The 13,722-nt window shown below is 34.6% G+C and carries 7 protein-coding genes and 2 pseudogenes; all 9 read right to left on the reverse strand.

Features of this window, described 5'->3' with window-relative positions; translation table 11 throughout:
• Positions 1–9 precede the first annotated feature (9 nt).
• Positions 10–3,702 carry a helicase-exonuclease AddAB subunit AddA gene (gene addA, locus JCM7501_RS05390; RefSeq protein WP_028992108.1) on the reverse strand — a complete coding sequence of 1,231 codons (3,693 nt, stop codon included), beginning with the start codon at positions 3,700–3,702 and terminating at the stop codon, positions 10–12.
• Positions 3,680–7,139: pseudogene (addB, locus tag JCM7501_RS05395) on the reverse strand (helicase-exonuclease AddAB subunit AddB). Before addB ends, addA begins: the two are co-directional and overlap by 23 nt.
• A 147-nt stretch (positions 7,140–7,286) precedes the next feature.
• Positions 7,287–8,015 carry a fumarylacetoacetate hydrolase family protein gene (locus JCM7501_RS05400; protein WP_028992110.1) on the reverse strand — a complete coding sequence of 243 codons (729 nt, stop codon included), beginning with the start codon at positions 8,013–8,015 and terminating at the stop codon, positions 7,287–7,289.
• A gap of 84 nt (positions 8,016–8,099) precedes the next feature.
• Entirely contained in the window at positions 8,100–8,498 is a 399-nt protein-coding gene (locus JCM7501_RS05405; RefSeq protein ID WP_028992111.1) for a bacteriohemerythrin, read from the reverse strand.
• Between the two features lie 117 nt (positions 8,499–8,615).
• Positions 8,616–9,791, reverse strand: coding sequence for an ABC transporter permease (locus JCM7501_RS05410; RefSeq protein ID WP_028992112.1), 1,176 nt, complete (start codon positions 9,789–9,791; stop codon positions 8,616–8,618).
• Positions 9,788–10,479: pseudogene (locus JCM7501_RS05415) on the reverse strand (ABC transporter ATP-binding protein). The gene JCM7501_RS05410 and the pseudogene JCM7501_RS05415 overlap by 4 nt, the downstream one beginning before the upstream one ends.
• A 3-nt stretch (positions 10,480–10,482) precedes the next feature.
• Positions 10,483–12,294, reverse strand: coding sequence for an efflux RND transporter periplasmic adaptor subunit (locus JCM7501_RS05420; RefSeq protein ID WP_028992114.1), 1,812 nt, complete (start codon positions 12,292–12,294; stop codon positions 10,483–10,485).
• Positions 12,295–12,385: 91 nt separating this feature from the next.
• Positions 12,386–13,363, reverse strand: coding sequence for an MATE family efflux transporter (locus JCM7501_RS05425; RefSeq protein WP_256201183.1), 978 nt, complete (start codon positions 13,361–13,363; stop codon positions 12,386–12,388).
• Positions 13,354–13,698: an MATE family efflux transporter gene (locus tag JCM7501_RS14310; protein WP_256201184.1), complete on the reverse strand. Its 345-nt coding sequence runs from the start codon at positions 13,696–13,698 to the stop codon at positions 13,354–13,356. The genes JCM7501_RS05425 and JCM7501_RS14310 overlap by 10 nt, the downstream gene beginning before the upstream one ends.
• Positions 13,699–13,722 lie beyond the last annotated feature (24 nt).

Below are 13,722 nucleotides of genomic sequence, written 5' to 3' on the forward strand. Positions count from 1 at the left end.
TTATCACCCTTAATATTTCAGAATCTTTCCATTGAAAAACAAATAAATATATTTCTCTTTAACCTTTTTACCCGTAATCTTTTCTAAGGCTTTTCCATAAAGTTCTATTTGCACTTTATACTTTTCTTTTATCTTTTCCAAGGTTTCCTCTGTAACATAATCCGTCTTGTAATCAACAAGGACTATCTCTCCCTCTTCTTCAAAAAAGCAGTCGACAATGCCTTGGACAGCAATGAACTCATTTTCATAGTCCTCAGGCAAATCTTTGTAAACTTCTGTACTTTTAAGCTTTATGTGGAAAGGCACTTCCCTTCTCACATTTTGAGAATTCAACATCCTCATTCCAAGAGGAGTTTTAAAAAATACTTCAATCTTCTTTACGTCCACTTCCTTAGCCTGTGCCACTGTCAAAATCTCTCTATCCACCATATTTTTAATTTGCTTTTTTATACCCTCTGCAGTCAAATCCCCATTTAAATCTAATTTTTGCATAACAAGGTGCATAACTACCCCTTTTTCTACAGCAGTAAGCCCTTTTCTTTCCTCCAAAAAAGCAGGAGTTTTAAGAACTGTTTTTTCAAATATTGAAGTAGTATCTTCATCTATTACTTCTTCATTTAAAATTCTTTTAATTTCTGTGACAGAAAGTTTTGCAGGCAAATGACAGGCCTTTTCATAAGGATACACGTAATTTAAACGCCTTGCTACTTCATCATAAAATTCACTGCTGGGACTATTTAAATCTATATCTTTAAGCTTTTCTGAGAAACTTGTTTCTTCTTCAGCTTTTTCTTTATCAATAATTACATCTTTTTTATCCCAAATTCTTACTTGCCACTGAGAACGATCCTCTTCCAAAGCAGCACATTGTACATGTGCAAAATCTCTCAAAGGTTTTAAATCAGGATGCTTTATGACAGCAGGCCCTATCCAGTCTATATAACTTTTGCCTTTTAAAATTTCATACTCAGGCACTTTACTTCCCAACATAGCAATATTGCACCATTTTTTCACTTTTTCCTTTATGTCTTTGACACTTCCAACTAATATTAACTTTTCTTTTGCCCTTGTCAAAGCAACGTACAAAACCCTCATCTCTTCAGAAAGGCTTTCTAACTTTATTTTGTTTTTTATTGCCTCTTTCACAATGCTGGGATACGATATTCTTCTTTTGAAGTCCACAAACTCAGGGCCTAATCCTAATAAATGATGGTACAATACGCTTTGACTCAAATCCTTTAAATTAAACTGTTTACCTAACCCTGCCACTATAACTACTGGGAATTCAAGACCTTTACTTTTGTGTATACTCATTATCCTGACCACATTTTCATTTTCTCCTACTATTTTAGCACTTCCCATATCGCCACTGCTGCCTTTTAGCCGAGTTACAAAATTAATAAAATTAAACAATCCTTTGAAACTTGTTTCCTCGTACTGCTTTGCCCTTTCAAACAAAATCCTCAAGTTTGCCTGCCTCTGCACTCCTTGAGGCATTGCCCCTACATAGGCATAATAACCAGTGTCTTGATATAAATACCACAAAAACTCATCTACCGGCATATAAATGGCTTTTTCTTGCCATTTTTTTAAAGATTTCAAGAAGAACACAATTTTCTGTCCTAATTCATCCTGCCTTTGGGCTGCCTTTTTAAGAGCTTCATATATGGTCTTATTAGGCTCTTCTAACCTTATGTCAATTAGCTCTTCAGGAGTAAAGGAAAAAATAGGAGACCTCAAGACTGCCAACAAGGGAATATCTTGCATTGGATTGTCTATCACCTGAAGGAGGGATATTATAGTCTTTATCTCTGTTGTTTCAAAGTATCCCGTTCCTGTGTCCGCAAAAGCAGGAATACCGGCATTTATAAGTTCCTCTAAAAATACAGGTACCCATCTTTCTGTAGCCCTCAAGAGTATTACTATATCCCTATACTCAACAGGCCTGTAATTTTTGAGGTTTTTATCATAAACCATAAAGATGCCTCTTTCGCTTTGGTTGACTAATTCTTTTATCCTTTGAGATACAACCCTTGCTTCTCCTTGTATGTTATCAATAACCTCTTCCTCTTCTTCCTCATAAGCCTCTACTTCTTCCTCCTCAGGGATTTCATCATTTTTCTCTATTAAATGTATTTCTACAGGTCCACCTACAATGGCACCAAGAGGAGGTGTTCCAAAATCTGCTCCATAGTTTAACTTTTCTTCATCCGTATAATCTATCTCCCCTACATTCTTAGACATTATCTTTTTGAAAATGAAATTTACCGCATCTATGATTTGGGATCTGCTTCTGAAATTTTTATAAAGCAGTATCTTTTTATTTTTATCTTCCTCTTTTGAAGAATAAGTATTGTATTTTTCAAAAAATATATACGGATTTGCTTGCCTAAACCTGTATATGCTCTGTTTTACATCCCCTACCATAAACCTGTTAGGTGTATCTTCTCGGGCTATAGTGCTTAGTATAACTTCCTGTATTAAATTAGAGTCTTGATATTCATCTACAAAAATCTCTTGAAATTTTTCTCTATACATCAAAGCTACCTCTGAAGGCTTCATTTTACCCTTTTCATCGACTTCTGTCAAAATTTTTAGTGCGAAATGTTCAATGTCATTAAAGTCTATAATGCCTTTTTCCCTTTTTTTATCAGCATATTTTTTATCAAAAAGTAAAATCAAATCCACCAAAGCCTTCATGATAGGGTACAAAACTTTAATTTCTTCTTCAATCTTTTCTATGTCATCTGAAAAAAACTTATTTCTTATCTCTTTAATTTTAGCTTTAACCTCATTCCTTATTTTTGTCACTTCTTCTTTTACTTTAGGGTCTGCATCTTTACCTGCTCTGGGAAGTCTATCAAATTTTATGGCATTTATCTGTTTTCTAAATTCCTCCCAATTTTCACAGTCTAGAAGTTTTTCCAAGTTTCCCGCCTCTATTTCAAAATTATCAAGATAACTTTGGAGCCCAATTTCAGCATGAAGCTTATCAATTGCCACATACATTCCATTTAAAAGTCCCGATATTTCTACTTTTAAACTGTCTAAGATGACTTGTGCCCATTGAGACTTTTCAAAATTAAAATCTTCCTTCACTTCAAAATTTAATAGCATCTCCATAAGCCATTTTTCAGGCCATGGAAGTGACTTTACAAAATTATATAATCTTAAAAGAACATCCACAAGAGGTTTATCGTCTCTTGTACCTCCATAACTTTCAATCAACATCAAAAAATCCTGATTATCTTCTTTTTGATACAATTCCTCAAAAAGCTCTTCTGCCGCCTCTAATTTTAAAAGCAAAGTCTCTGTTTCATCCCCTATTCTAAAGTTAGGGTCTAAATCTACGAGAAAAAAGTTATTTCTCACAACCTCTAAGCAGAAGGAGTGAATTGTAGTGATTGTAGCTTTGTTAAGTAATGTTAGCTGATTACTAAGCCGCCTATCTTCCGGATTTTGGTCTAACTTAGAAATCAGCGCATCTGCTATTCTTTCTCTCATTTCAGAGGCAGCAGCATTTGTAAAAGTCACTACCAACAATCTATCAATATCTACAGGATTTTCTTTGTCTGTAATAAGTCTTATAATTCTTTCAACCAAAACGGCTGTTTTGCCAGAACCTGCACCAGCAGCAACTAATAGGTTATTTCCCCTTGTATTTATAGCTAACTGCTGTTCATGAGTCCACGTAGTCTCCATCTGTTTTCACTTCCTGTTCTAACATACTCCATATTTCTTCAACATCTTTAGTCTTTATAACCCTGTAATCATTATCTTTAAAATTCTTTTCAAATTGGCAGATAGAAGAGTAAGGGCAATATTTGCAAGGAGTTTCTTTATCTTTTTTATAAGGAGAAATTGAGATGTTCCCTTCCAGCATTTCTTCAGTCAATCGCTGTATAGTTTTTTTAACATGTTTTCTCAACAATTCAAACTGCTCTTTTGTAGCTCCTTTGGTGTTTTTGCCTATGCTCCCGTCTTTATTGATTGTTGCTGGAATTATATAAGAAGTGCCTTCAATTGATTTGTCCATCTCTTTTATAATTTGCTCATCTTTTAAAACAAGCCCTTCTAGTCTTAATCTTTTAAAAATCTCTTTTTGCAGATCTTCATCCGACATATCCTTATCTGCCTTTATAATCGGGTAATCTATTTTAAAGTAAAACACACCAGCCGGATTCAAAGTCGTACCCTCTTTTATTGCGCTTTCCAATATGGCATCCAAATATATCAAAAGTTGAAGCTCTAAACCATAGAAAACATCAGAAAGGTCTAAAGTTTTGTTGCCAGACTTGTAATCTATTATTCTTATATAAGCTTCATCCTCTTTTTTAAATATGTCAATTCTGTCTATCCGCCCTATGAGATTTATCTCTTCACCATTTGATAGTTCAATCTTTATAGGAGGATACTTTTGATTATCACCAAAAGCAACTTCATGGTCAACAGGTTTAAAAGAACTCCTCTTGATATGCTCAGATACAATCCAAACCGCATTAGAAAGTATTCTTTTTAATCTTTCAGCAAGAAACTTATACCTAGGACTGCTGTTTAAAATATAACCTGGTATTTTTTGTATCATATCATCAACAATTATTGATACGGCTTCATCACACCACTCTTTATCAACCTCTTGCCATGTAAGTTCTTCTTCCTCCAACGCTTTTGAAAATCTATCGAGGATATTGTGCATAAATATTCCTAAATCAGGTGGCTCAAAACTATATATTTTTCTTTCTCTTGCTTTAAGTCCGTATTGGACAAAATAGGCAAAAGGACAAGCTGCGTATTTTTCAAGTCTGGATACGCTAAAACGTAATTTATCCCCGTACAACTTTTTCATCTTATGAGCAGGTACTTTTTCCACCTGATTAGTGTAATAAATACCTTCTAAATCTCTTGTCAATCTCGGTTTCCAACGATCATTTTTAGCATACCATTTATACACATCCAACCACAGAGGATGTATTTTATCTGTCACATCCCATTTTTTAATCGCAGTTATCATTTCATTAAAAGTAGGTGAAGGTGTTGATACGCGATTTAAATTTTCCTCGGCTGTATCCATTTCTACCACGTTGCTAAATTGTTTTATTTTTGGAAAAATCTTTTTTAAACGGGAAATTATTATGGAAGGTCTCATGCTTTTGCCTTCATGGTCAGCAATAGGATAACTTATCCTTAAAAATTTGCTTGTGGAAGTTAAAGCAGTGTAGACTAAAAATTGCTCTTCAAAAACTTTAGTCTTTGTATCATTATCTAACTCCACATCGTGAGAAGTTAAAATTTCTCTATCTTCATCTGTGAGAATTCCCTCATCAAAATGGGAAGCCGGAAATATACCGTCATTTACACCGATTATGTAAAGTGCTTTTGCATTGTGGCTTTTCATCCTATCAACGCTAGTAACCAGCACTTCATCAAGGCAGGAGGAATAGTCCCAATCTGGTATTCGTCAAATCCTATGCTGAGTATCTTCGCAAACTGTTCTACTGTAACTTTCTCTCCCCCTATCACTTCTACCAATTGATCTAAAACATCTACAACAATATCCCAAACCTGTGCGTATTGATTTGCTGTATCATATTCCTTTTCTTCTTTGAATTTTTCAATCAATTTCTGAATCTTTTGAGGCAACCCCATCTCAACGAGAAAATCGTATAAAGTACCACAAGCTTCTCTAACATTTTTTGATTTGGAAAACTTTTTATAAAAACCCTGCAATGGAATTGTAATTTTCCCTTTTATCTCATTTACTTTTTCTATTATCTCTTTTTCCTCTTCCTCCATTGTCAATCTGTCGAATCTGTAATCTAGCCTATAATTCCAAGCCTCCTCTTTCCATTTATCTCCCTTTATGCCATTGGCAAGTACATAATTTTCAATAAGGCTTATGTCCTCTATTTCTAAATTTGCAAAACCTGTCTTTAAATACCTAAAAACAGATTCATAAGACCATCTTTTTAAATGAATGTCAAAAAGGGAGGTTATAAAAACGATGATGGGATTATTTTTATTTCTATCTTTAGGTCTATAAAGTAAGGAATTCCATATTGAGAAAATATAGCTTTAACAAGTTTATGATATCTATTTAAATCGCGAGCAGCTACCACAATGTCAGAGTACCTAAGTCCTTTATCTCTCACCAGTCTTATGATATCTCTCGCAGTTTCTTCAACTTCACTATATACGTTGACAGCTTTAAAAAGACTTATATCCTTTGTCTCACTTGGATATACTTTGTAAGGATAGGAAAAAAAGTGTTTTTCTAGAAAGCTTAGCTCTTCACTTTCTCTGAATCTTTTAGGTATTCCTCCATTTAAATCCACCGGTTTTTCATAAGATATATTATTTCTCTGACATATTTCCAAAAGCTTATCTTCTGTCTTTTTAGTAGTGTAAAAAAGGTCTGTAGTATCAATTTCAGAGAAATTGCAAGATGTGTCCATACAAAGAGTTACATTTACTCTTGAAGCTTTCTTTAAAAGCTTTTCTATCACCCTATACTGCTTTGGCGTAAAACCCGTAAAACCGTCTATCCAAAATTCAGCACCTTCAAATTGAGAAGAATATTCCAGTTTCTCTGCTAAAAGAGTCAACTCATCCTCTTGGTCTATATAATTTTGGTGTAAACTCTCTTCAAATTTAGAATATATTAAACTTATGTCCCTCAGTTTTTCTCTCAATCCCAAATAATCTATTGTTTCAGCTATCTCTAGCAACTTATCAGGGGACACTTCAAATCTTTTAAGCTCTGTTATAGTTTCTGAAATTTTTTTGATAAAACCCTGCTGCTTGGAGGCTTGAGAATAAACTTTTAAGTCTTTTTGCGCGTCTTCCATTATTTTGTAAATAAGCATTGACCTTCCGCAGGATTTCAGGTGTTGATGAGTGAGACCCCCTACCTCTGTAAATACCCTGTTTGCCAAAGTTTTAAAACTTAAAACTTGCGCCCTTATCTTCTCATCTTTTTCAATTGTATTTAAAAGATATTTTTCTGCCTCAAAAGTAAACTGCTCAGGAACAAAAAGTATGAGGGGATGGGATTTTCCATCACTTAATTTTCTTTTTATATCATTAAGGCAAAAGCTAGTCTTGCCTGTACCTGCTCTTCCATATATAAACCTTATGCTCATATCGTCCACCTCTATAAGTGAAAAGACATCTATATAAATGTTACCACATTATTGAGGTTTGGTGAAGAGATTCAGACTTTATTTGGCATCCAATACTTGACATCACAATATTGTCAGCAGCCGAAATAAGCCCTGTCGCAACCATCTTTATTTTACTCTGTTTGTCAGTTTGCCTATCCCCTCTATTTCAATAGTTACAATATCTCCAGATTTTAATGGCCCGACGCCAGAAGGTGTTCCCGTCAATATAACATCACCGGGGTTTAAAGTCATGATGTGGGATATAAAACTTATAAGTTTTGGAACGTTAAATATAAGGTGTTTGGTATTACTTTTTTGCTTTACTTCACCATTCACATATGTAGTTATGTCCAAAGAAGATGGGTCTAAGTCTGTCTCAATCCAAGGGCCTATGGGCAAAAAGGTGTCAAAAGACTTCGCTCTTGTCCATTGACCATCTTTTGCCTGCAAATCCCTTGCAGTAACATCGTTAGCTATTGTATATCCAAGGACATAATCTAATGCATCTTTTTCAGATACATTTTTTGCTTTCTTGCCAATGACAACAGCCAATTCCCCCTCATAGTCAACCCTTTCGGACATCTCTGGAAGGACTATAAAATCATCAGTGCCTATAACTGCCGTTGAAGGTTTTATGAATAATGTCGGCTCCGCCGGCTCTTTGTCACCCATTTCCTCTATATGGTCCCTATAATTTAGCCCTACACATATAGCTTTTGTAGGCAGGCAAGGAGGCAAAAGCTTTACTTCCTCCAAGTTGTAAGAATCAAAGCCTTCACTTTCAAATGTAATGACTTTATCCCCTTTAATTATTCCATATTTATTTGGCGCCTTGTCTATTCTCACAAGTCTCACAATAAAACCCCCTAAATCTTAGATTTAAAAATATTTTACCATATAATTTTATGATTAAAAAATAGCCTGCATTTACAGGCTCAATTACATTTGGCTTTTTATGTACTCTCCTAATTTTTTATCTACTTTGCTTATGTGATTTATAAGCCAATCCACCAACGTTTTATTAACAAGCATTATGATTGATAAGTTTATGCCTTCTTTCTTTATTTTTTCGTCCAATTCATCTACTTTTTTAATGAAATCTTCATGAATTTTTTTGTGTTCTTCATAAGAAGGGTATTGATATTTTTTCATGAGGTCTTCTTCAGCGCTAAAATGTTCTATAGTATAATCTTTTAAAAATTTTATCACTTCTTCAATTTTTTCTCTTCCTTTTTTCTGATTGCAAGCTTCCAGAACATCATTTACTTTTTTTATTAACTCTTTATGTTGACTGTCAATGAGTTCATTTCCAACTGATAAAGATTCAGTCCACTTCAATTACTCTCTCCTCCCGATTTTATCATTAACTACATTGTAAACTTTTATCGACAAAAAAGCAATATTAAAAAGGACAAACTCTTAAGTAAAACTAAGAAATTTGTCCTTTTTTGTATTTTACTCGTACCTTAGAGCTTCAATTGGATTCAAATTGGCAGCTTTATTTGCAGGATATACGCCAAAGAACAATCCCACAATTACTGAGAAGGAAAAGGATATTAATACTGTAGAGAGAGAAGGCTTAGCATTTATATTCATAGCTGAGCCTAGTACCATCGACAATACGTATCCTACTATAATTCCCACTATTCCTCCTAATCCGCTTAAAGTTAATGATTCAATTATAAACTGAAGTAATATATCTTTCTTTTTGGCTCCTAATGCTTTTCTTATCCCTATCTCTCTGGTCCTTTCAGTAACAGATACAAGCATTATGTTCATTATGCCTATTCCACCGACTAAAAGGGATATTCCTGCAATTCCTCCAAGGAGCAAGCTCAATGTAGCAGTAACACTATTTACTGTAGATAAAATTTGTGATTGATCAATTATTCTAAAGGCATTTGTATCGCCTTTAAATATAGTTAGCAGTTTGCTGTTTATTTCGTTTTTAGCGAGTTCAACGGTATCTGGGCTTGTAGCTTCTATATATATTTGTCTTATGTCTCTATTTTTCGCAAAGTAGAACATTGTTTTAAGGGGTATAAATATTGAATCATCATCAGAACCTGCAATTGAAGAACCTTTTTGTGACAAAATACCTACTACCGTGAAGTTTTGGCCATTTAATTTTATAGTCTTGCCAATAGGATCAGTAAAGCCAAAAAGCTCTCTCGCTACATTGCTGCCAAGAACTGCTACCCTGTTCCTTCCTTCATCATCCATTGGCAAAATGAATCTGCCAGCTGCTACTTGTATATCGCGTATTGATTGATAATCTCCATTTACTCCATTTACCGTTGTGTTGTCCACTGAATTATTTCCGTACATAGCCGTTACACTGGTAGATATGACCGGAGAGATAGCAGCTATAAAGTTTGAGTCTTTTAAAACAATGGCTTGGTCATAAGTTAAAGAGCTTTCTCCCCCTCTCCCCATTACGTTTACCATTATGAGGTTTGAACCCATACTCTGTATCTGAGAAGTAACACTTCTTGTAGAGCCCTGGCCTATACTTACTAAGGCTATAACAGCTGTGACACCTATTATAATCCCCAACATGGTGAGAAAAGACCTCATTTTATTGCTTAAAATACTGCGTATAGCTATTTTCAAAGCTTCTACATATCTCACGGTGTTACCACCTCGTTTTCTAAAATACGCCCATCTTTTATTTTTACTATTCTTTTGGCTTGTGCAGCTATATTAGGGTCATGAGTTATGAGTACTACTGTATTCCCTCTCTCGTTTAACTCTTTTATTATTTTCATTATCTCACTACCACTTTTTGAGTCTAAGTTTCCCGTCGCTCATCTGCCAATATGAGATGGGGATTGTTTGCTAGCGCCCTTGCTATTGCTACTCTTTGCTGCTGACCTCCTGATAATTCATTAGGTCTATGGTGCATCCTTTCCTTAAGTCCTACCATCTCTAAAAGCATCTCTGCTCTTTGCCGCCTTTCTTTCGTAGGTACACCTTTGTATATCATAGGCAATTCCACGTTTTCTAAAGCCGTCATTTTTTGAAGCAAATTGAAATTTTGAAAAACAAACCCTATTTCGCTACATCTTAAATCTGCTAATTGATTGTCAGAAAGTTTGCTTGTGTCTATGCCATTTAAAAAGTATTCTCCAGAAGTTTTTACATCTAAGCACCCTATTATATTCATTAAAGTAGTTTTACCTGAACCTGATTGACCGACAATTGATACAAATTCTCCTTTTTCAATGTCAAGGTTTATACCATCTAACGCTCTTACTTCATTTTCTCCCATTTTGTAAATCTTTGTTAAATTCCTTATTTTTATTAAAATGTTATCCATCATTTACCTCCCTGTGGAAGTGTTATTTTGCCCTGTCCCATTAAAGCTTCTGCCTTGGTAACTGCCACCTTGATTAGTCATATTCCTGTTGAAATTGCCTTCTGGCCTAAAGCCACCCATTATACCAAAAGCACTTGGATTACGGTTATTTGCGTTTGTTGAGGAATTAAGTGTTGGAATTAATACTTTGTCTCCCTCCTGTAAACCGCTCACAATTTCTATAAAGTTGTCGTTGTAAATACCTGTTTCCACAAATCTTATGTTGTTCCTGAAAAAGTTCCCGTTATTAGTGCTATTGTTAGTGCTATTGATATTTTGATTTTTTAAATCGTCTGTATAGAGTATTACGTATTTTCTATTTCCGTTTGTCTGAACGGCTTGTATTGGAAGTATTAAAGCATCTTGTTTTTCTGCAACAATTATTGAAACATTCATTGACATGCCTAACATTAATCCTTCGCTTGGATCGACTTCAATAATTACGTTGTAAGAAGAAACTCCATTTTGTATTGTTGGAAGTTGTGACACTTCTGAAACAGTACCTGTAAATGTTTTGCCTGGTAAGTCATCTGTTGTAATTTGTGCTTGTTGCCCTACTTTTATGTGCTTTATGTCTGTTTCGTCCACTGAAAGGTTAATGATGTATTTGTTGTTGTTTGCTATTACCGCAGTTTCTGGTTGACTCTCATAAGTAGATAATTGCGTTATATCTAAAACGGGCACAAAACTCGATTGCTGTGATTGGCTATTTGTATTGCTTATGTTAGTGCTCGCTAAAGAAGTACCTAATATATCTCCTTCGTTTATGTTCTGGCTAATGATCTTCCCATCTATAGGAGAATAAATTTTTAAGTCGTTGATTTGCTGTAAAATCTGATTGTAGTTGTTTTGTGCTTCCATAACTTTTAATTTGTCATTTTCTATCTGCATCTGCAGATTGCTTATGTTGTCTGATGAAAGTTTTATTAAAAGCTGTCCTTTCTTTACACTTTGCCCTTGAGAAATATATATTTTATCTACCGTACCTGATGTTTGCGCTGTGACATTGACTGTGTTTTTGGCAGTTAACGTGCCATCTTCTAATGCTGTTTCTATTCCGTTATCTGTGTGTATTGATACTTGTACCCTCATTCCATCGCTTAATGCCCCCGGATTGTCAAGCCCTACTGTCACATAGTAGTATTGCACTGTATTATTAGGAACCGGCTGCTCTGAAACGTATTCAACAGTACCTGTTACACTTGTAAATGAGTCGTATAAAAAAATATCCGCCTTTTGTCCAACTTTTATATTCTTTATTTGAACACCATTGAAAGGAACTTTTACAGTAACATGGGAATAATCTGCAATGGTTGCAACAGGTGTTCCCGGTGTAACATTCTGTCTTTCTTTTACAAGTATATTATCTATAATCCCGTTAGAAGGAGAAGTTATGTTTAAATTTGCAATGCTACTATTGTAGTTTTGTGTGTCTTGATTTAATTGCTGCTCAGCTAAGTCAAGATTTATTTTCGCTTGCTCCAGCTGATTGTTTAAACTGTCATCTTCAATTTCGTATAATAGGTCTCCTTTCTTTACAGTATCTCCTACCTTAAAGTACACTTTCTTTACTGTTCCACTGCCTTTTAACGTAATTGCTCTTATATCGCCACTTAAGTTTCCTGTCCCAGTGACTTTCATAGAAATATTACCGCGAGTAACTGTAACATATGAAAGCTGCTGGGGTTGTGATGATTTTGCTCTTGCTACAAAGTAAAAAGTGACAATGCCAATGATTAAAACAGCAACAATTGCATATAAATATTTTCTCTTCATAAAGCCACCTCTTTTAAAAATTGACTTTTGTCATTATAATAACAGAAAAATGTTATGTAAAAATTAAGAATATGTGATAAATTTGTGTACTCTAAACTTTAATATATTTCCATCTACCGGCTTTAAACCTATAGCTATACATTACTGACCTTACAACAAAGTCGATACATATACCAGTCCATATTCCATATACTCCCATACCAAACACTTTACCAAGAATATATCCAATTGTCACTCTAAAAAGCCATAAACCAATAAAAGTTGTGAGAACAATATAAGGAATGTCGCCTGCAGCCCTTAATACTCCTGCCATGACATTTAATATAGCAAGCAAAGGTTCTACCACCGCAAAAATCTTTATAATATCAGAAGATATCTTTATTACAACAGGGTCAGTAGTATAAAGCGCTGCAAGCTGTCTTGAAAATATAAACATAAAAAAGCCTATAATAGAAATCACAACAACAGCAATATTCCTTGAAACCTTTGCATATATTTCTGCTAACATCAAACGTTTTGCTCCAAGACTTCTACCCACTAAACTAGTTGCAGCTAAGGAAAAACCAAATATAGGCATAAAAGCAAGGCTATTCGCATTCATACCAATCTGATATACTGCCATCGAAACTGTTCCCATTGTAGAGACAATAATCTGAACTACAAGAAAACCACCTTGCATTATCACTTGTTCTAAAGAGGCTGGTATCCCTACCCGTATAATCCGCATCATCATGTCAAAGTTCAGCCGTATTTTTTCTTTTATGTCAAGATTAATCCTTCTTTTGCCAAAATACAAGATATATAATTGCAAAAAACCTCCTATCGTTCTTGCGATTGTAGCAGAAAGTGCAGAACCTTTTACGCCTAAAGGAGGTACTACATATCCACTATGAAAATGTACTCCAAAAACAAGTATACTGTTTAATAAAAGATTTATGACATTTACTATAGCTGTTATATACATTGGTGTTTTAGTATCCCCAGCTCCTCTTAATGCTCCTGCTATTACAATTTCAACTATCATAAAAGGTATACCTAAAATCACTATTTTATAATATATTAAAGCCAATTTAAAAACATCAGGAGATACACTACCAAAAAAATTTTAATAAGAGGTACCGCAAAAATATATCCAAGAACAGTAAAACCTATAGAAACAGCAATACTCATAATAAGGGATTGCATAACAGCAATGCGAGCACTTCCCTCATCTTCTTCGCCAATAAGCCTTGCTACAATTACTGTAGATCCAATAGCAAGACCTGCAAAAATAGCTTGAAAGAAAAAAATAAGAGAATTAATCATCCCAACAGCTGCAATTGCATTTGTTCCCACACGTCCTACAAATATAGTTGACACCATTCCAACTGTCATTATAAGCATTTGTTCTGTTATAGAAGCCATGCCAGTTCTATAATTTCTTTCGCA

Source organism: Thermoanaerobacter thermocopriae JCM 7501, assembly GCF_001310975.1.
Lineage (GTDB): Bacteria > Bacillota > Thermoanaerobacteria > Thermoanaerobacterales > Thermoanaerobacteraceae > Thermoanaerobacter > Thermoanaerobacter thermocopriae.